This is a genomic window from Coriobacteriaceae bacterium (assembly GCA_025992855.1).
GTDB lineage: Bacteria > Actinomycetota > Coriobacteriia > Coriobacteriales > Coriobacteriaceae > Collinsella.
Window position 1 is genome coordinate 132090 of the sequence record DAJPGB010000001.1, and the last position, 19631, is coordinate 151720.

Sequence of the window (19631 nt, forward strand, 5' to 3'; positions counted from 1 at the left end):
GTTATTCCTCCCCCAGGATCACATGGCGGAACGCGCCGCCCTCGTAGATGCCGTAGCTGTGCGTACCGTCCTTGGGAATGCTCACGCTGCCGGGGTTGAAGAGCCACAGGCCCGGGTGCGCCTCGCTTGCCTCGTTAACCTTGATATGCGTGTGGCCGTAGACGAGCGCGGAGCCCTCGGGCAGCGCGGGCGCGTGGTCGATGCTGTTGTGCATGCCGGCGCCAAAGACGTGGCCATGCGTCAGGAACAGCTCGCGGCCGGTCTCGTCGAACAGCATGGCGTAGTCCGCCATGACGGGAAAGTCGAGGACCATCTGGTCGACCTCGGCGTCGCAGTTGCCGCGCACCGCGATGATGCGGTCGGCTAGGGCGTTGAGCAGCGGAATCACGCGCTTGGGAGCATAGTCGCGCGGCAGGTCGTTACGCGGGCCATGGTAGAGCAGGTCGCCCAGCAGAACGATGCGGTCGGGCTGCTCGGACTCGATGGCGGCACAGAGGCGCTCAGCCCAGTATGCCGAGCCGTGGATGTCGGAGGCGATGAGGTATTTCATGGTGGTCCTTTCGGTGAGGTTGATGGGGTGGGTGTGGCGCGTCGCCGACCGTGTCACTCAAATTGCAGAGCCGCGGCTTGTGCTGCCTGCATCACGCGCTGGAGCGGCACACCGTGCTCGCGGGCAAGGCGGGCGCAGTCCTCGTACTCGGGCGCTGCACGCTCGCTGCCGTCGGGCAGGGTGGCCACCTTGACGGACACCTCGCCCCATGGCGTCGTCACCTGCTCAAAGCGGCGTGGCAGGCAAACGCGTTCCATGACCTGGCGACGGATGCCATTGGTCGTGGTTTCCAAAAAGATGATCGTCTGCAGGCGCTCGATGTCCTCGTGGGCGCAGATTACCTGCAGCTGCCAGCCGGGACGGCCTTTCTTGCAATAGACGGGCAGCCAGTGCACCTCGCGCGCACCCGCCTCGCGCAGGCGGTCGGCGGCGTAGGCAAGCACCTCGGGCGACGCGTCATCAATATCGCATTCCAGCTTGACGATGGTTTCGGGCGCATCGGTCTCGCGGGACAGCGGGGATGTGCTATCGCATGGCATACGGTCCGGCTCCTTTCCGCGCGGGCTCGTTTTGTTCATCCAAACGCTAGCACATCGCGGGCGGCGCAGGGGCGGCGTCATGGGATAGGTGCGACTTTTGCTGGGCGCAAGTGCTGGCGCGCTCCAATGCCGGCCCGCTCCACTCAAACGTGTACGTCAGCCTCCAAACATGTCATTATTTGTCGGTTTTGGAGGCTGACGTACACGTTTTGAGAGCAAGCGAGGCCGCACCACGCGCCGCGCAACCTTTCCAATCGATTTCGATCCCCGGCGTGCCCGGCGTGTTGAGAGCTGCGCCATTACAATGAAGCGGATTAGCTTGACGCAAAGGAGCCGCTATGCCCATGTGCCCGCTGGTCGATTGCCATACCCACACCTCGTTTTCGGACGGGCATGCCTCGTTTGAGGACAACGTCCGTGCCGCTGCTGCGGCCGGCTGCCGCGTCATGGTCTCGACCGACCATCTCACCCTGCCCGCCAGCATGGATGCTAACTGCGAGGTGCAGGTTACTGAGGGCGACCTCCCGGCGCATCGTCTGGCTTTTGAGGACGCTCGCAATCTTGCCGCTCAGATTGCGCCAGAACTCACCTTTATCTACGGTTTCGAATGCGATTGGTACGAGGGCTGCGAGCCTTTGGTTGAGCGCTGGTCCCAGGGCGCCGTCGTGCGCCTGGGCAGTGTGCACTGGATTGGCAACCCAGGCGATATCATGGCCGGTGCCGCGGGTACGGCGGGAACGGAGGACGTCGCTCGTCCCGATACGCCCGATTCGCGCTGCGGCTGGATCGACGATGACACCAACTTGCACGTTTGGGAAAACCTGGGGGTACGCGGCGTGTGGGAGCGCTATGTCGATGACTGGTGCCGCGCCTGCGAGAGCCCGCTCAACTTTGATGTGATGGCTCACCCCGACCTGGTCATGCGCTTTTCGAAGGAAGGCTTTGCGCCCGATTTTGACCCCGCACCGTTTTGGCAGCAGATGGCAGAGTGCGCGCACGATACGGGCCGCCGCGTTGAGGTCTCGACGGCCGCGCCGCGCAAGGGCTTGGGCGACTACTACCCCGCAACCGGTCTTTTGCGCTGCTTTGCCCATGCCGAAGCGCCGATCACCTTTGGCTCGGACGCGCACCGCGCCTGCGATATCTGCTGGAACATCCGCGAGGCCCAGGCGCACGCCTACGACTGCGGTTATCGAACCTTCGACATCCCCCACGCCACCGGCGAATGGGAATCCACGCCCCTCGCCTAGCCATCCCTTCATAAGTTGCGGTGAAATAGGGATTGTTTTGCTTGATGAAGCGCTTAAACAGTCCCTATTTCACCGCAACTTCCATGACCCCGTCACACCAACAAAGACTGTCCCAAACGACTAGTGGCGGCGGGCGTTGAGTTCGCCGGCAAGCTCGTCGAGGGTGATACCGTAGCGCTCAAGGGTTACGAGCAGGTGGTAGACCAGGTCGCCGGCCTCGTAGCGGATGTGATCGTGATCGTTATCCTTGCAGGCCATGATCACCTCGCTCGACTCCTCGGCAAGCTTCTTGAGCAGCTCATCCTCGACGTCGGTCAGCAGACGCGCGGTATAGCTCTCCTGCGGCGATGCATCACGACGACCGTGAATCACCTCGGCCAGACCTGTCAGCGTCTCACCGATATTTCCATCCTGAATGTTTGCGGTGCGCACACCCATAGTTCAATCCTTTCTGGTGGCCGAGCGTCTAATCGAGCGCCCGCCCTACGCAAGTTTCTTAAAGAAGCAGGTACGGTTGCCGGTGTGGCAAGCCGGGCCCGGAGAGTCAACCTTGACCAGCAGCGTATCGCTATCGCAGTCGGCCCAGAGTTCCTTGACCTCCTGCATATTGCCGCTCGTCGCGCCCTTATTCCAGAGCTCCTGACGGCTGCGGCTCCAAAACCACGTGGTACCGGTCTTGAGCGTCAGTCCCACCGACTCCTCGTTCATCCAAGCAACCATAAGCACCTCGCCGGTGTCATATTGCTGAACCACACAAGGAATCAGTCCACGGGCGTCGTACGTAAGATCAGACGCTTCTATTACCTCAGTCATCATTTCTCCCAAGTCATAAACGAAACCCCACAGGTCGGCGAGGGTTGTCCAGGTGCCGCAGGTTGCCGCGAAAGAGGAGCGACGCGTACTTTGGTACGCGAGCGACGGTTTGAGCGGCAAGATGCGGTGCCTGGGCAAGCCGCAGCATTAGAAGTCCAACCTCACAGGAATACCTTGAGATGCCATGTACTCTTTGACTTCGCGAATGCTGAACGTCCCAAAGTGAAAGACGCTGGCCGCCAGTACGGCGTCGGCTTCGCCCTCGATCACGCCCTCGGCGAAATGCTCGAGCGTGCCCACGCCACCGCTCGCGATGACGGGAATCGGCACCGCACGCGCCACGGCGCGGGTAAGCGCCAGGTCGAAGCCGGCCTTGGTGCCGTCGCGGTCCATACTGGTAAGCAGAATCTCGCCGGCGCCGCGACGAGCCGCTTCCTCGGCCCACGCCACAGCATCGATACCCGTGGCGTTGCGGCCTCCCGCGGTGAAGACCTCCCACTTGTCGGCGCCCGGCTCGCCGGGCAGGCCGACGCGCTTGGCATCAATCGCCACGATCACGGCTTGGCTGCCAAACGCCGCAGCTGCCTGGCTGATGAGCGACGGGTCGCGCACGGCGGCGGAGTTGAGCGACACCTTGTCGGCGCCGGCCGCAACCATGGTACGCATGCCCGCCAGGTCGCGGAAGCCGCCGCCCACGGTATAGGGAATAGCGAGTTCCTCGGCCGCGTGCGCCGCCATCTCGATGGTCGTCGCGCGGTTATCGCTCGTCGCGGTGATGTCCAAAAACACGACCTCGTCCGCACCCTCGCGGTCGTAGGCACGCGCCAGCTCCACCGGGTCGCCAGCATCGCGCAGGCTCACAAAGTTGACGCCCTTGACCACGCGGCCGTCCTTGACGTCCAGGCAGGGAATCACGCGTTTGGTAAGCATGGGCTACTCCTCCCCTCGGGCGGCGGCCAGCGCCTGGGCCAGCGTAAAGTTGCCCTCGTAGAGCGCGCGACCGGTAATGGCGCCCTCGATGGCGTCCTCGCCCACCGCGGCGAGTGCGCGGATATCGTCGAGCGTCGAGATGCCGCCCGACGCCACGACGGGAAAGCCCGCGATCTGCGCCACGTGGCGATACGCAGCCACGTCGATGCCCGTCTGCATGCCGTCGCGCGCGATGTCGGTGTAGACCAGGTGCTTAAAGCCCAGCTCGCTGAGCTGCGCCACGGCATCGTCGAGCGCCACGCCCGCGCCGTCGCGCCAGCCGTTCACCTTGACCTGGCCATCGCGCGCAGCGATGTCTGCCACCAGCAGCTCGCCAAATCCGCGGGCCGCCACCTCGGCAAAGCCCGGCTCGGTCACGAGCACCGTGCCCAGCGCAATGCGACGCGCGCCGTAGCCGGCAAGCTCGTCGATACGCGCGAGCGAGCGAACGCCGCCGCCCACGTCCACGGACAGACCGTCGACGCCGCAGATGGCCTTAATCGCCGCCGAATTGGCAGCGCATGCGTCCTCGTCCTCGCCAAAGGCGGCGGACAGGTCGACAACATGCACCCAGCTCGCGCCCTGCTCGGCAAACGAGCGGGCGACGGCCACAGGGTCGTCGGAATATACCTTGCAGCGGCTGCGGTCGCCGCGCTCCAGGCGCACAACCTTGCCGCCGATCAGATCGATTGCGGGAAACAGGATCATCGGCCGGCCTCCTCGACGATGTTGACGAAATTCTTTAGGATGCGCTGGCCCAGCGCAGAGGATTTCTCGGGGTGGAACTGGCAGCCCCACACGTTGCCGTGGCGCACGATGCACGGGAAGCTCCGCGTGTAGTGCGTGCGCGCCAGGACGTCGGCAGCATCGGCGTCATCAGCCACCGCGTAGCTGTGGGTGAAGTACATGTTGGCACCCTCGGCAAAACCGGCAAGCAGTGGATCGGCCGCACCGGCAGGCGTCATGTGCACCTGATCCCAACCCACATGCGGCACCTTCAGTCGGCTCGACTCCAGGCGCGTGCACGAGCCGCGCATGATGCCCAGGCCATCGACCCAGGGGCCACCGGCCTGCTCGGAGGCATCGTCGTCCGCGTCCGCACCCTCGTCCGCCGGCACGCCCTCGTTGCCGCGCTCAAAAAACAGCTGAAGGCCCAAGCAGATGCCGAGCAGCGGAGTTCCGGCGGCGACGGCATCGAGCACCGCGTCCGCCTCGCCGCCCTCGCGCATAAAGGCAATCGCGTCGTAGAACGCACCCACGCCCGGGATGACCAGGCCGTCGGCGTTACGGATCTGCTCCGGGTCGTCCGACGTGCAGGCGGCGGCACCGGCGCGCGCAAGCCCGCGCACGACGCTCGACAAGTTGCCCTTGTGGTAGTCGACCACCACGATCTTCGGTTCGCCCACGCGACCCCTCCACTTCTCATCATCCAAAACCACCACGAAGGTGCCTGTCCCCTTTGTGGTGGTTTTACCCTTGTGACGGTTACAGCGAGCCCTTGGTGCTGGGGATGCCCTGCACGCGGGGGTCGAGCTCGCAAGCGTGGCGCATCGTGCGGCCCACGGCCTTAAAGGCGGCCTCGATAATGTGATGCGAGTTACCGCCCGCCAGCTCGCGCACGTGCAGCGTGAGCCTGGCATCGCGCGCAAAGGCATAGAAGAACTCGACGGCCAGCTCGGTATCAAAGCTACCCACGCGCTCGGTCGGCACGGGCAGCTCGCAGTAGGCCTGCCCGCGACCCGAGATGTCAACGGCGGCCATCACGAGCGTCTCGTCCATGGCGATCGCCGCATCGGCAAAGCGCGTAATGCCCGCCTTGTCACCCAGTGCCCGGCAGAACGCCTCGCCCAGCACAATGCCCGTGTCCTCGACGGTGTGATGCGCATCGACCTCCACGTCGCCCACCGCGCGCACCGTCAAATCAAACAGGCCATGGCGGCCAAAGGCGTTGAGCATGTGGTCGAAAAACGGTACGCCGGTCGAGATATCGCACGTACCGGTTCCATCCAAATCGAGCTTGACGACAATATCGGTCTCCCCCGTCTTACGGGTTACCTCGGCATAACGGCCCATCTACATCTCCTCCTTCACCAGCGCGGCAAACGCGGCCAGCACCTCGTCGTTTTCCTGCGGGGTGCCCACGGTAATGCGCAGGCAGTCCGCGAGCCCCGGCGCGTAGCTAAAGTCGCGCACCAAAATCGAATACTCATCGCGCAGACGCTCGCGCACGCGCGTGGCATGCGGCGTACGCACGAGCACAAAGTTCGCCGCGCTCGGCCACGCCTCCACGGGCAGACCCTCGGCAGCCATCGAGCGCAGGGCGCACAGCTCGCGCTCGCGCTCGGATGCGACCTGTGCCACCACGGGCGCGTACGCATCGCGGGCACGCACGCAGGCAAGCGCGGCGGCCTGGCTCAGCACGTTGACCGAATAGATCTGGCGAATCGCCGCGAACACGTCGATGACCTCGGGCGCAGCGATCACGTAGCCAAGACGCGTGCCGGCGGCGCCAAACGCCTTGGACAGCGTATGCAGGATCACCAGGTTGGGGTGCTCGGCGATAAGACCTTGCGCCGTGGTGGCCGCGCCAAACGAATCGTCGGCAAACTCAACGTAGGCCTCGTCGACCATGACCATGCCGGGGCACGCATCGCACAGGGCCGCGACAAAGTCGAGCGGCGCCACGTCGCCCGTGGGATTGTTGGGCGAGGTCACAATGGCGAGGTTGCACTCAGACGCGGCCGCGAGCACAGCCGCTTGATCGAGCTCAAAGGTCGCCGGGTCGCGCCACACGTCGCGCACCTCGGTCTGACAGAGCGATGCAAAGAACGCATACTCGCTAAAGCACGGCGGGCAGTTGAGCAGGGTCCGCCCCGCGCCGCCAAACGCCAGCAGATAGTTATAGAGCAGCTCGTCGCCGCCGTTTCCCACGCAGATGTTCTCGCGCGTCACGCCATGCCAGGCAGCAAGCTCGTCGCGCAAGTCGTTCGACATGGGATCGGGATAGCGGTTGAGCGGTGTAGCAGCCAGGGCGGCGTCGACCGCTTCGCGCACGCCAGCCGGCACGGGATAGGTATTCTCGTTGGCCGAAAGGTTGATACGCGTGGGCGTAAAGTTGGGATCGTAGGGCTCAATACCGGCCAGGTAAGGCTGGACGAGCTCCTTCATGCGGGGCGTCAGCTCGGCCATATTAGGCCCCCTCGACGACCGCGCCAGCGGCACCGCCCACAGCCGCCAGGTCCACGCCCTCGGCAACCGTCGCCACGGCGTCACCCGGCCAGGCGACCTTGGTCAGGTCGGCCGCGGCCAGAGACTCGGCACTCACGGCATCCTCGCCCTGTTCCAACACGCGGCGACGGAGAGCGGCGGAAAGCGCGTGCGCCCACAGACCCTCGGCCTCGGCCAGGCGCTGCGTAGCGGGAGCGTCGGAGAGCAGGCCTTCGGGCGTATAGCAAATAACACTCGAGCGTTTGACGAACTCTTCGACCGAAAGCGGGTTGGAGAACATGGCCGTGCCGCCGGTCGGCAGCGTGTGGTTGGGGCCAGCAACATAATCGCCAAGCGGCTCGGAGCTCCAAGCGCCCACAAAGATGGCGCCGGCGTTACGGATACCACCAAGCAGGCCCATTGCGTCCTTGCAGTGCAGCTCAAGGTGCTCGGGCGCCACGGTGTTCACGGCCTCGACGGCAGCGTCCATGTCGGCGGCCACCACGATGGTGCCCTCGTTGTCGAGCGAGGCGCGCGTGATCTCGGCGCGCGGGGACTGCGCGACCAGAATGTCGATGCCCGCCTCGACCTCGCGCGCAAACTGCTCGTCGCAGGTCACCAGATAGCAGGCGGCCAGCGGATCGTGCTCGGCCTGAGCCATCAGGTCGGCTGCGACCACCATGGGCTTGGCCGTAGCGTCGGCCAGCACGCAAACCTCGGACGGGCCGGCGACCATATCGATACCCACGTCACCCGAGACGATCTGCTTGGCCGCGGCGACAAAGGCGTTGCCCGGGCCGGTGATCTTATCGACGCGCGGAATGGTCTCGGTGCCGTACGCCAGCGCGGCCACGGCCTGGGCGCCGCCCACCATATAAATCTCGTCCACGCCGCCGAGCTTGGCGGCCGCGAGCGTATAGGGACTGATCAGACCGTCTTTTTGCGGCGGGGTCACCATGACCACACGCTCAACGCCGGCGACCTTGGCGGGAATGGCATTCATGAGCACGGTGGAGGGATACTGCGCGCGACCGCCCGGCACGTAAATGCCGGCCGCCGCGAGCGGGGTCACCTTAACGCCGAGCATCGTGCCGTCCGGGCGCGTGGTAAACCAGCTTTGCTCGACCTCGCGCTGGTGGAACTCGCGAATCTGGCGCGCGGCCTTCTCGAGCGCGGCGACAAAGGCCGGGTCGAGGCCTTCGAGCGCGGCGTCGACCTGCTCCTGCGGCAGACGGAAGCTCTCCAGCTCCACGCCGTCAAAACGCTTACAGTAATCGCGCACTGCGGAATCGCCGTTGGCGCGCACGTTGGCCACGATATCGCGGGCGGCGTCGACGATGTTTTGCGGCAGCACGCCCTTGCGGTTGAGCTGGTTGGTAACGAGGCGCTCGCCGGGAGCAAGTTTGATGGTCTTCATATCGGTATCCCCTATCGGTTGAGGTTGCGTTTGAAAAACGAGAGGCCGGGCAGCGGCATCAATCGGCCCGCAGCCCGGATATGGGGCGCCCGTGCGCGCTCGCGCTATTGTGCCGAGCCCGCGACGGGCTCAAAATGCTTGTCCTTCACGGCAGCCGCCAGGCGATCGGCCAGGTTGCGAACGCGCGGATCCAAGCGCGCCGCACCCGGGTTGACGAAGAAGCGGGCCGTGCAGTCCATAATGCGACCAGTAATAACGAGGTCGTTATCGCGCAGCGTGGCGCCCGTGGCGGTAATATCCACGATGCGATCGGTCATGCCGACGATGGGACCCAGCTCAATGTTACCGTGCAGCGAGACGATATCGGCGTTCACACCGCGCTCGGAATACCAAGCACTCGCGATGCGCGGGTACTTGGTGGCCACGCGCAGCGACCCGCGGCGGGCATAGTTGCGCTCGGCCTGGCCGGCGCGCCACTCGGGCTCCGCCTCGATAAAGGTGCACAGACCATAGCCCAGATCGACGAGCTGCAGCAGGTTGAGATCTGCCTCGATGAGCGAGTCCCAGCCGCAGATGCCGCAGTCGGCGCCGCCGCAGCCCACAAAGGCCGGCGCGTCGCTGGGGCGCACGATGACAAACTCGATATCGCCGACCGCACCCTCGCCGGCACGCGTGTCGCGACCGCGCACAATCAGGTGACGACCGGGATCGCGCAACTCGGAGACGTCCAGGCCCGCAGCCTCGAGCACGTCGAGCGTGTCGGCCTTGAGCGAACCCTTGGGCACGGCGATGCGCAGCGGGCCCTCGGCGCCACGACCTACGGCGTGGTCGCCATCGGAGGCAGCGTCCTCGGCCGAAGTGCGCGCGGCCTCCAGGCGCTCGAGCGAAAAGGCAAAGCCCGCCGCCGGTACCTCGATGCCGTCGCCAAATGCGCCGGTAAAGATGGAGTCGTAGCGACCGCCCGAGCCGACCGGATCGGGCAGGCCACCCGCGTAGGCCTTAAAGACCAGGCCCGTGTAGTAATCGAAGGAATTCATGATGGAGAAGTCGAAGGACAGCACCTGAGCGTCCTCGGGAGCCAGGCCCTCAACCAGGGCTCGCAGCTCGCGTGTGAGCGGCGCGACGATACCGGCCGCCGCCAGCAACGCATCCACGCGGTCGAGCACCTCGGCGCCGCCATGCAGGCGCGGCAGCTCGCTAATGGCGGCCTTGACGGCATCGGACTCGGCGCTTGCCGCCACGCGGGCATCGAGGCCCACAAAGTCGTTGGCGTGCACGCAGCGCAGGGCCTCGGCGGCCAGCTCGCGATCCTCGCACGCCGCGAGCAGCTCCTTAAACGGACGCACGCTACCTGCGATAATGCGCGCATCGGGCAGTGCGAGCTTACGCACGGCCTCGGCGACCAACGAGACAATCTCGACATCGCCCGCGGTATCGCCCGCGCCGATGAGCTCAAAGCCCAGCTGGGTAAACTGACGCGAGCCGCCGGCATTGCGCTGGCACTCGCGGACCACCGGCGCCTCGTAGCGCAGGCGAAGCGGCAGGTCGGCCGCGCGCATACGGGTCGAGACCAGGCGCACGATGGGCAGCGTGTTGTCGGGGCGAACCACCAGCAGGCGGCCGTCGTCATCAAAGAGCTTGAACGGCGTGTCCGCGATACGGCCGCCCTCCTCGAGCGAACCCTTATCCTCGAGCAGCGGCGTTTCGACCGGAAAATAATGATGCTCCCTAAAGCAGCCCTTCACCGTACATGCGATCTCCTCGCGCGCCTGAGCCTCCTCGGGCAATATGTCCCGGAATCCCCACGGTGTGGCCGTCATCTGGTGAGCCTCCTCATGTTGTACTTCATATAGAACAGAAGACCGGCATAGCTCCGCCGGTCTTCTGGGTACTTTAGCATACTAGAGTGTTTGCGGGGAGAATCGTCCTCCTCGGCTCACACCGTATTCATTTGGAAACATAGGGCAAGCGGTTAGCAGCAGTCTCTTGTCACAACGCAAAAAGGGCGCCCGCGCAATTGCGGACGCCCTTGTGCAGGATCGAGATATCAACCAGCCAAGATATCGGACCCGTGACCAGCTCTTAGTAGTCGAACTGGTGGTAGTAGCGGCGGTACTTGAGGTTGTGCTTGGTGACCAGCTCGTAGTTGCGCGAGAGGCGGTCGGTGGTCAGCACGGACAGGATCCACGGCGACACGATGACGCGGAAGTCGTCGTCCAGGCCCGGGATCGCGTACTCGGCGGTGTCGATGATGACGTAGTCCTCGTCGCCGGTCACGCCGCTGGTGAGGAAGGCGCGGACGCGCTCGTCGAGGGCGCGGCACTCGTCCTCGCCCATGAACAGGAACACCGGGACGCCGGGCTCGAGCAGCTCGAGCGTGCCGTGGAAGAAGTCGTGCGAGGTGATGTGGCGGATGCGCTTCCACTGCATCTCCTCGAGCAGGCACATGGAGTACAGGATGGTCTCGCCCCAGAGGGCCCCCGAGCCGATGAACATGGTGTAGTCGGCCAGCGCGTACTTCCTGGCGATCTCCTCGGCGCGCGGCTCGAAGCGCTTGCGGATGTCGAGCAAGTCCTTCCAGACGTCCTTCGTCTGCTCGATGAACAGGTCGAACTTGGGGAAGCAGCCGCGGCGGTTGAGCAGGCGCAGGCCGAAGCAGTCGGCGAGGTAGTAGCCCTTCTCGCAGCCGCCGGCGCCGTGGTCGGAGGCCATCATGACGCAGTTCTCGGCGCCCACGGCCTGCCCGATCTTGCCCTCGGGGTTGGTCATGGCGTAGACGCGCACGCCCATGGCCTTCATCTTGCCGATGGCCTCGAGGACCTCGGGGGTGGTGCCGGACTCGGAGGCGGTCAGCACGACGGATTTGTCGGTCATGCGCTTGTGGCCCATGACGTTCCACTCGGCGGCGTGGATCAGGTAGACCTCGAGGTCGCGGTCGCCGAACTTGTTCATGAGGTACTCGAGCTGCATGAACTCGTCCCAGGTGCCGCCGACGCCCATCAGGAAGACGGCGTCGTAGCCCTCCTCGTGCACGCGGTCGGCCAGGGCGGTCATCTTCTTGCCGGCCTCGTAGACGTTCCTGCCGTCCTCGAGGTAGCCCTCCTGGTCGAAGTGCATGATCTCGATCTTCTCGGTCTCCTTCATGTGTGTCCTCCCATCACATGTGCGCAATTCTATACATCGCGCTTCTTGCTGATACCAATTATAGCCATACGATTGCTTGTTATTTAATACCAATCCAAACTCACGGAGATTTGCGGCGAACGGTCGGTTTCCTCGCCCGAGTGGTATTACAACGCCAATAGTTGTCTATTTCGAGCGCTACTGCCAACGGGCTCCCCACAACTCGCCAGCTATAAAAGCGTTGCGCCAGACCCGCCCAAGCGTTTCCAGCGCAACCGCGCAGTTTAGTTATTCGGCTTCCATCTCCGCTGTCACACGGCGATACATCTCGATAACCTGAGTCGTCGCCTTGGACGGACCCTGATAGTAGCGGCCATCACACGTCTCGGCCGAGACATAGCCCGTATAGCCGTGGCGCATGAGTGCCTCGAGGTCGGCACGCATATCACGCTCGCCGTCGCCCCAGGCAAGATGCGTCGTGCCGCCGCCCACATCTACAAAGTGGGTGTGAACGATCTTTTCGCCCAAAACCTCAAAGTAGCCGTCGATCGTGTCGCCGGCAACTTCCATGGCGCCAAAGTCGATACAGGCCTTCAGGTTGGGACGATCGACCGCCTCGAGGATGCGCACGACATCCTGTGCGGTGTTGACCAACACGGACTCCGACGGCTGCAGGGCCTCGAGCGCGACGCGAATACCGCGCGTATCGGCGTAGTCGCACACCGAGCGCAGCATGGCAACGCTGCGGGCCCAGGCGTCCTCAGCCGGCTCGTCCAGATAGGCCCAACCACTCGTCACCAGAATCTGCGGCGCGCCCAACTCAACGGCTACGTCGATCACATTCTTAAAGTACGAGAGGATGCGTTTTTGGCCCGCCTCACCGCGCACCGCGACGTTCCACGGCTTGGGGTTGTTCTGCTCGGGGCACACGCACACGATCTTGATACCGTATTGGGCGGCAAGATCGCGAATCTTATCCACCGAATCGTGCTCATGGCAATCCACATACAGGTGCATCGAGCCGGTCCACAGCTCGATATTGCGATAGCCGGCCTCACCTGCAGCCTTAAAAAACGTCTCGATGCTGTAGTAACGATGGTTGATGTTCATGAGCGAAAGCTCGGGTACGACCATAGCCCTCCCCTTTCGTACGGAGTTTTAAAAAACAGGGGGCCGCCGCAGATGCGACAAGCCCCCAAAGATCGACGCAACCGTTAGACGCGATGGAAGCGCGATTCGAACATATTAGGCAAGCACGCCAAAGTAAGCGCCGATGATGCCCACGACCATGGTGCAGAGGATCAGGACCATCGGGTTGATCTTCTTGGAGAGCAGCCAATAGTAGAGCCAGAAGGCGGCCATGCCGAGCATACCGGGCATGATACCGTCCAGGATGTCCTGGAGAGTCTGGGCGGAGTCGCCCTGACCAATAGCGACAGGCACCGAAGCCCAGAACATGTCCTTGCTCATGGCGCCGACGACCATAACGCCGACAATGCCGACGCAGGCCATGATCTTTTGCATCAGGCCGGTCTTCTGTGCCTCGTCGAGGAAGCCAATGCCTAGCTCATAGCCCTTGATAGCGCCAAAGATACGAATCAGGAACGCCGGGATGTTGTAGACGAGCAGGAAGGCGATGGGGCCAAAGACGTTGCCGGCCTGGCACAGGCTGATGCCCACGGCAGCGGCGACGACGCGCAGGGTGGACAGGAAGAAGGAGTCACCCAGGCCGGAAAGCGGACCCATGAGGGCGGCCTTGATGTCGTTGACGCTCTCGGGCTCAACCTCGCCACGAGCGACCTTTTCTTCCATGGCCATCGCGATGCCGCCCACGAAGGGAGCGAGCTGCGGGGTGATGTTGAAGAATGCGCTGTGACGGTGCAAGGCCTCGGCGTAATCATCGGGACGGCCGGCATAGATCTTCTTGAGCATGTTGGCGACCATCAGGCAGAAGGCAATGTTCATCTGCTTGTAGTAGGTCCAGGAGAATTCCATGCCCAGGGCGCCGGTGTTCACGGCGCTCTTAATGAGGTCGGAGCGAGTAATCTGGTTCTCGGAATTAGAAGTCATCGTCCTCATCCCCTTCCACAGAAAGCTGGGGCTGGGCGCCACCAAGGCCCAGCAGGTCGTACTTGTCGATGCCGATGATGATTGCGATCAGAGCGACGCCGAGGACGGGCACGTTGGCATAGGAGCACAGCAGGAAGCCCAGGAAGTAGAACGGCACGAGCTGCTTGGTAAGCACCAGACGGCCGAGCATGGCGAAGCCCATGGCAGGCAGGATGTTGGCTGCGACGCCAAAGCCATCGAGGACGAACGTCGGGATGAAGTCGAGCAGGCCCTGAACGGCGTCGGCACCCAGATAGAAGGAGACCGAGCACAGGATAAAGGCCAGGACGACAATCACGAGACCGATAATCCAGTGCATAGCGTAGATACCCTTGAGGTTACCCTTGCTGGCAAAGACGTCGGCGCGGTCGACCAGAAGGGGCATACCGGCGTTGATGACGTTCTTGATGGCCAGGCACAGGGTGGCGATGGGCATCGCGAGCGCGATAGCGGCCTCAGTGCTCTGGCCCAGCTGAATAGCGAAGGCGCAGGCGAGCACACCGCCAATACACTCATCGGGCGGCACGTAAGCGCCGATGGAGATTGAACCCATGAAGAGCAGCTCGAGGCTCGCGCCGATGGCGAGGCCGGACTGCAGGTCCCCGAGGACTATGCCGACGAGCGGGCACAGAACGATCGGGCGGAACGCATAGAGCGTACCGAGCTGATAATCGAGCTTACCGAAGGCAGCGATAAGTCCGATGAGGATCGCTTGAACAAGCATTGTTCCTCCTTTTGATCCCTCTTGGATCCGGTCGGCGATTCCCGACTTGTCAGCGCGCCCTTTTCCATGCCGACAATCGCCTAGGCAGATCCAGCTTGTACCGGCGTGCTGTTAACACCTAAACCGGTACAAATGATTTGATACCAATTATATAGTCATGAGAAAACTATTTAATACCAATCGCTCAACGGGCGTGTACTCCCGGTGAACGGTAGATGGGGGTAACGGGTAAAGCGTTTATCCGGTACGCCCACGAATAGGGGCGGCGCCGTGCGCGCCGCCCGTGGTTCTCAATTAGAGGGCGCTTAGGGCATCGACCTTGGGGTCGTCGGCCAGAGCGCGAATCTCGACCTCGACACCGCGGCCGACGAGCTCACGAATGTCCTCTTCCTCGGCAGCAGTCACAAAGATCTGGCGGGAGATCTTACGGGCATCGGGACGCCGCTCGTCCTTGGACTTGGTGTTGCCCAGGTTGATGGAGGTGATCTGCGGGCAGCCGTCGACAAGCTGCTTGGCCTCGGCGATGCTGGCGACGCAGATGATCATCTTGTACTTATCGGTAACACCGGAGTTGATGGCCTCGATGGCGTGCTCCATGTCCTTGATGACGAGCTTGACGTTGGCCGGCTTTCCCATCTTGAGCGTAGTCTTCCAGACGGGATCGTTGGCAACCTTGTCGCCAACGCAGAAGATGCAGTCAGAGCCCAAGCCCTGGACCCAAGAGACGGCCACCTGGCCATGAAGCAGACGATGGTCGACGCGAAGCAGTTGAATCATGATTGACCCCCAAAGGTCTCATGCCGGAAACCCGGCCCCATTAATAGCAGGCGGTGACTAGAACTCTTCCTCGTCATCCGCATCGGTCAGCAGGTCGTTGACAAACTTGACGCGCGTGTCGTCAGCCGCGAGGATCTCGCGGATAACCTGATCGGCGGGAGCCTCCTGGTCCGAAAAGAGCAGCTGGATCAGCAGCGGCAGATTCATGTTGGCAACCAGGTAGGTGTTGGGGCGCGTCTGGACGATCTTGGTGAACTCGTTGTTGACGCTGCCGCCAAACAGGTCGGTGCACACGATTACGTCGTCGGCGGGGTCGAAGGTCGCCAGGAGCTTGGCGGCCTCCTCGGCGACGTCGGTGCGGCCGTCGACAAACATCGACAGGTCGTGGACGTTATCGCGCGCGCCCGAGAGCAGCTCGGTGCTCTCCTTGATGCCGGTCGCAAAATGCGCGTGGCTGGCGAAGATGTATTGCCTCATTGCGGTTTCCCCCAAATGAAATTAGTAGTCGAACTGGTGGTAGTAGCGGCGGTACTTGAGGTTGTGCTTGGTGACCAGCTCGTAGTTGCGCGAGAGGCGGTCGGTGGTCAGCACGGACAGGATCCACGGCGACACGATGACGCGGAAGTCGTCGTCCAGGCCCGGGATCGCGTACTCGGCGGTGTCGATGATGACGTAGTCCTCGTCGCCGGTCACGCCGCTGGTGAGGAAGGCGCGGACGCGCTCGTCGAGGGCGCGGCACTCGTCCTCTCCCATGAACAGGAACACCGGGACGCCGGGCTCGAGCAGCTCGAGCGTGCCGTGGAAGAAGTCGTGCGAGGTGATGTGGCGGATGCGCTTCCACTGCATCTCCTCGAGCAGGCACATGGAGTACAGGATGGTCTCGCCCCACAGCGCGCCCGAGCCGATGAACATGGTGTAGTCGGCCAGCGCGTACTTCCTGGCGAGCTCCTCGGCGCGCGGCTCGAAGCGCTTGCGGATGTCGAGCATGTCCTTCCAGACGTCCTTCGTCTGCTCGATGAACAGGTCGAACTTGGGGAAGCAGCCGCGGCGGTTGAGCAGGCGCAGGCCGAAGCAGTCGGCGAGGTAGTAGCCCTTCTCGCAGCCGCCGGCGCCGTGGTCGGAGGCCATCATGACGCAGTTCTCGGCGCCCACGGCCTGCCCGATCTTGCCCTCGGGGTTGGTCATGGCGAAGACGCGCACGCCCATCTCCCTCATCTTGCCGACGGCCTCGAGCACCTCGGGGGTGGTGCCGGACTCGGAGGCGGTCAGCACGACGGACCTGTCGGTCATGCGCTTGTGGCCCATGACGTTCCACTCGGCGGCGTGGATCAGGTAGACCTCGAGGTCGCGGTCGCCGAACTTGTTCATGAGGTACTCGAGCTGCATGAACTCGTCCCAGGTGCCGCCGACGCCCATCAGGAAGACGGCGTCGTAGCCCTCCTCGTGCACGCGGTCGGCCAGGGCGGTCATCTTCTTGCCGGCCTCGTAGACGTTCCTGCCGTCCTCGAGGTAGCCCTCCTGGTCGAAGTGCATGATCTCGATCTTCTCGGTCTCCTTCATTCCCGCTCCTTTCACGAGCAGTTTGAATTGTCGCACGGAATGAACGGGCTTGCCGCCCCGTCGCACCGCTTAACCTTGTGGACATCTTGGCCAAAGCTCAACAATTCAAGGGTTCTTAATACCAGTGAACGACTACAGGTTAATTACTTTTTGATACCGATTTTTGCTATAACGTCCCTTCTTCGGTGGACGGTCGCTTTTTCCCGCCCATCGGTCGTAGGGGCGCACAAACCTGACGTAATTGGGCGCGCCCCAGCCATGCCAAGGACGCGCCCATCCAATTAGTAAATATAGGTGTAACCGCCGGCGTCACCGCGCGTGAAGGATTTGGCGTACTCGATGACCTGTCCGCTCGCATCGTAGGTCAAGCATTCCAGCACAAGCGCCAGATCTCCTGGCTCAAGATTGAGCAGGCTCGCATCGCGTGCGCCCAAAGCTTCGATATCGAGCTTCTCAATCGATCTATCTGGCTTTCGACCCAACATGTCATAGGTTTCATACAGACTGAAAACCGAAATATCGACATCCTCGATACCCGGAAACAGCAGACACGGAATCAGCGTCATCTCGATCGACACGGGCTCGCCATCGATGCAGTTAAGACGGCGCACCGAGTAAAGCAAATCGTCCTCGGCGATACCAAACAGGTCGGCATAGTACAGGCCGGCATAGCGTTTGGAACGCGCGAGGATGCGCACCGACGGCGTCGCGCCCGAGGCCAAAACCGTCTGGCGAAAACCGCCTTTGCGAACGTGCTCATCAAACCACTTATGCCCCACAAAGGCGCCCTTGCCCTGCACGCGACGAATCTGACCGCTCTTGACCAGCTCGTCCATGGCGCTACGAATTGTCAGGCGCGTGGTGCCAAACTCCTCGGCAAGCTCGTTTTCGGACGGTATCATCGAACCCGTCGGATAATCGCCGCGCTCGATCCGCTCCGCAATACAGCGGCGGATTTGTTTGTAGACCGGCAGGTCCCCTACCGCTTCAGCCATTCGACACCCACCTTCGTTGCAACGCCGTCCGCCTCGCCGTTATCGGCAAAGCGATACTTGGTCGGCAGAATCACGGACTTGCAATACTCGACAAAGCCGTCGTTCTCGTCGCGTTCGTGAGACGCCTTGTAAAACACCGGCGTGCCCTCCTGGGCATCCAGCAGCTTGGCCTCGTCGGCGTTCAGGCGGCTGATGGAGATATGCTCCTTGCCGTGCGTCACATGGACATTTCCCTCTTTGAGCAAAACGTCGTAGAGGCTCTCCTGCTCAAAATCGTGATCGGGAAGCGAGGGACATAAAGACAGATTGACGTATGCCGTCTCGATCGATGCGGGGGATCCATTGACCACGCGAACGCGTCGAATGCAGAAGAGCGGCATGCCCAGATCGATCTGCGCCTTTTGAGCCAAATCGATATCGGCATACACGACCTTGGACCATATCAGGCGTGCGGTGGACTTTGAGCCGACCCTCTCGACGGCCTGGGTATAGTTCCACGTTTCCTGGAAAATGTTCAGCGGTTTGGGCGGGCACACATAGGTGCCCGAGCCACGACGGCTCTCCAAGGTTCCACACGATATAAGGCGCGTTATGGCAGCACGAAGCGCCGTGCGCGATACGCCCAGCTCTTCGCAGAGCACGCGCTCGGCAGGCAACCGATCGCCACCCTGTAAGTCATAGTGTTTGATATACCAAAGAATGCCCTCAAAAGCGCGATCTTTGGGCGGAATCGCATATGGTTCGCTCGACATGGGCAAGGCTCCTCAACCGCTTGATGCTGCGGGCATCATTTCTCCGAACACCCCATGGCGTCGAAGGCCTCCTTAATCTGTTCCGCAACGTTCCGATACGACCGATACAGGCCGGAGTCTCGCTTGACTTCGCCCACGGTCACCGGAATCTCAAGCTTCGAAATCTCATCCTCGCCGGTTTGCACGGCAACGATGACACCCATACCAAGGCACATATTACGCTTGGCGGCGTTATTTTTGGTAGCCTGAGCTGGATTAATCAGAATCTGCTGAGCGAGCTCACGATTGCTGAGCTCTGGCACATCCTCGGGATTTCCAGTCTCAACGATCTCGCACTGCAGCACATCCGCATAGTCAAAAATCTTTGGCTGCGCACCGCGCTGATGCACAGCCCACTTACGACGCGTGGAATCCTGGTAGATAGCAGGCAAAAACGTAAACCGCGGCGGGTCCAGAATCGTATCCGTGATGGTAAACACATCGGGATCAAAGGCATCCTGCGGGTTTTTCTTCTTGAACAGCCCCATATCAGCCTCCCGTACTAGCATTAAACAACTCAAGCCGAATATAGCACCAATTTCAAGCTAGCACTTTGCCATATCGGTGCGTGGCGTCTTTAGCTCGCTCAGCGGGGTGATAACGGACGAGGGCCGGGGTGCCTGCTTTGTTTTGAGAAGTGGGCTTCGCGAACTTCTCAAAACAAAGCAGGCACCCCGGCCCCAGCAATGTAAAGCAGGCTGACCAAAGGAGGATGCGCTACCTCCAAGGCCACAACAGCCATGGCCCCATTGCTTTAAAAATATATCAGCCCCGCAGATCGAAACGGTCGAGAGGGCCGCCTCCGGG

The 19631-nt window shown here is 62.5% G+C and carries 22 protein-coding genes; 1 reads left to right on the top strand and 21 read right to left on the bottom strand.

Translation table 11 applies throughout. The features are described from left to right. Position 1: 1 nt before the first annotated feature. Together yfcE and OIL88_00605 are read right to left on the bottom strand one after the other, a co-directional pair. A complete protein-coding gene (yfcE, locus tag OIL88_00600; protein ID HJI70890.1) occupies positions 2–550 on the bottom strand; it encodes a phosphodiesterase in 549 nt (182 codons plus the stop codon). A 53-nt stretch (positions 551–603) separates the two neighbouring features. After that, positions 604–1089: a LarC family nickel insertion protein gene (locus OIL88_00605; protein ID HJI70891.1), complete on the bottom strand. Its 486-nt coding sequence runs from the start codon at positions 1087–1089 to the stop codon at positions 604–606. A 338-nt stretch (positions 1090–1427) separates the two neighbouring features. Between OIL88_00605 and OIL88_00610 the strand changes: the two genes are divergently transcribed. Further along, entirely contained in the window at positions 1428–2339 is a 912-nt protein-coding gene (locus tag OIL88_00610) for a PHP domain-containing protein (protein ID HJI70892.1), read from the top strand. A 120-nt stretch (positions 2340–2459) separates the two neighbouring features. Here OIL88_00610 and hisE read toward each other — a convergent pair whose 3' ends face one another. From hisE to OIL88_00705, 19 genes are all read right to left on the bottom strand, one after another. Then, on the bottom strand, positions 2460–2777 hold the full coding sequence (hisE, locus tag OIL88_00615; GenBank protein ID HJI70893.1) for a phosphoribosyl-ATP diphosphatase: 318 nt from the start codon (positions 2775–2777) through the stop codon (positions 2460–2462). A gap of 45 nt (positions 2778–2822) precedes the next feature. Beyond that, on the bottom strand, positions 2823–3152 hold the full coding sequence (gene hisI / locus OIL88_00620) for a phosphoribosyl-AMP cyclohydrolase (protein HJI70894.1): 330 nt from the start codon (positions 3150–3152) through the stop codon (positions 2823–2825). A gap of 147 nt (positions 3153–3299) precedes the next feature. After that, complete coding sequence (gene hisF / locus OIL88_00625; protein ID HJI70895.1) at positions 3300–4082, bottom strand: imidazole glycerol phosphate synthase subunit HisF; 783 nt, start codon at positions 4080–4082, stop codon at positions 3300–3302. A 3-nt stretch (positions 4083–4085) separates the two neighbouring features. Further along, positions 4086–4829: a HisA/HisF-related TIM barrel protein gene (locus OIL88_00630; GenBank protein HJI70896.1), complete on the bottom strand. Its 744-nt coding sequence runs from the start codon at positions 4827–4829 to the stop codon at positions 4086–4088. Beyond that, on the bottom strand, positions 4826–5527 hold the full coding sequence (locus tag OIL88_00635; protein ID HJI70897.1) for an imidazole glycerol phosphate synthase subunit HisH: 702 nt from the start codon (positions 5525–5527) through the stop codon (positions 4826–4828). Before OIL88_00635 ends, OIL88_00630 begins: the two co-directional genes overlap by 4 nt. A 79-nt stretch (positions 5528–5606) precedes the next feature. Next, a complete protein-coding gene (gene hisB / locus OIL88_00640; GenBank protein HJI70898.1) occupies positions 5607–6194 on the bottom strand; it encodes an imidazoleglycerol-phosphate dehydratase HisB in 588 nt (195 codons plus the stop codon). Further along, on the bottom strand, positions 6195–7310 hold the full coding sequence (gene hisC, locus OIL88_00645; protein HJI70899.1) for a histidinol-phosphate transaminase: 1116 nt from the start codon (positions 7308–7310) through the stop codon (positions 6195–6197). Position 7311: 1 nt separating this feature from the next. After that, positions 7312–8745: a histidinol dehydrogenase gene (gene hisD / locus OIL88_00650; protein HJI70900.1), complete on the bottom strand. Its 1434-nt coding sequence runs from the start codon at positions 8743–8745 to the stop codon at positions 7312–7314. 104 nt (positions 8746–8849) lie between these two features. Continuing rightward, on the bottom strand, positions 8850–10565 hold the full coding sequence (gene hisG / locus OIL88_00655) for an ATP phosphoribosyltransferase (GenBank protein ID HJI70901.1): 1716 nt from the start codon (positions 10563–10565) through the stop codon (positions 8850–8852). Between the two features lie 262 nt (positions 10566–10827). Continuing rightward, positions 10828–11889, bottom strand: a complete 1062-nt coding sequence (locus tag OIL88_00660) for an SIS domain-containing protein (protein HJI70902.1) — start codon at positions 11887–11889, stop codon at positions 10828–10830. 267 nt (positions 11890–12156) lie between these two features. Continuing rightward, entirely contained in the window at positions 12157–13002 is an 846-nt protein-coding gene (locus OIL88_00665) for a sugar phosphate isomerase/epimerase (protein HJI70903.1), read from the bottom strand. 111 nt (positions 13003–13113) lie between these two features. After that, entirely contained in the window at positions 13114–13947 is an 834-nt protein-coding gene (locus tag OIL88_00670) for a PTS system mannose/fructose/sorbose family transporter subunit IID (GenBank protein HJI70904.1), read from the bottom strand. After that, positions 13928–14701 (bottom strand): PTS sugar transporter subunit IIC, encoded by a 774-nt coding sequence (locus tag OIL88_00675; GenBank protein ID HJI70905.1) that lies wholly within the window; start codon positions 14699–14701, stop codon positions 13928–13930. Before OIL88_00675 ends, OIL88_00670 begins: the two co-directional genes overlap by 20 nt. Before the next feature lie 294 nt (positions 14702–14995). Then, entirely contained in the window at positions 14996–15478 is a 483-nt protein-coding gene (locus OIL88_00680; GenBank protein ID HJI70906.1) for a PTS sugar transporter subunit IIB, read from the bottom strand. 57 nt (positions 15479–15535) lie between these two features. After that, positions 15536–15955, bottom strand: coding sequence for a PTS fructose transporter subunit IIA (locus tag OIL88_00685; GenBank protein ID HJI70907.1), 420 nt, complete (start codon positions 15953–15955; stop codon positions 15536–15538). 21 nt (positions 15956–15976) lie between these two features. Continuing rightward, entirely contained in the window at positions 15977–17038 is a 1062-nt protein-coding gene (locus tag OIL88_00690) for an SIS domain-containing protein (GenBank protein HJI70908.1), read from the bottom strand. 281 nt (positions 17039–17319) lie between these two features. Next, complete coding sequence (locus OIL88_00695; GenBank protein ID HJI70909.1) at positions 17320–18033, bottom strand: GntR family transcriptional regulator; 714 nt, start codon at positions 18031–18033, stop codon at positions 17320–17322. Further along, complete coding sequence (locus OIL88_00700; protein ID HJI70910.1) at positions 18018–18785, bottom strand: GntR family transcriptional regulator; 768 nt, start codon at positions 18783–18785, stop codon at positions 18018–18020. Before OIL88_00700 ends, OIL88_00695 begins: the two co-directional genes overlap by 16 nt. Positions 18786–18820: 35 nt before the next feature. After that, positions 18821–19312 (bottom strand): hypothetical protein, encoded by a 492-nt coding sequence (locus tag OIL88_00705; GenBank protein ID HJI70911.1) that lies wholly within the window; start codon positions 19310–19312, stop codon positions 18821–18823. Positions 19313–19631 lie beyond the last annotated feature (319 nt).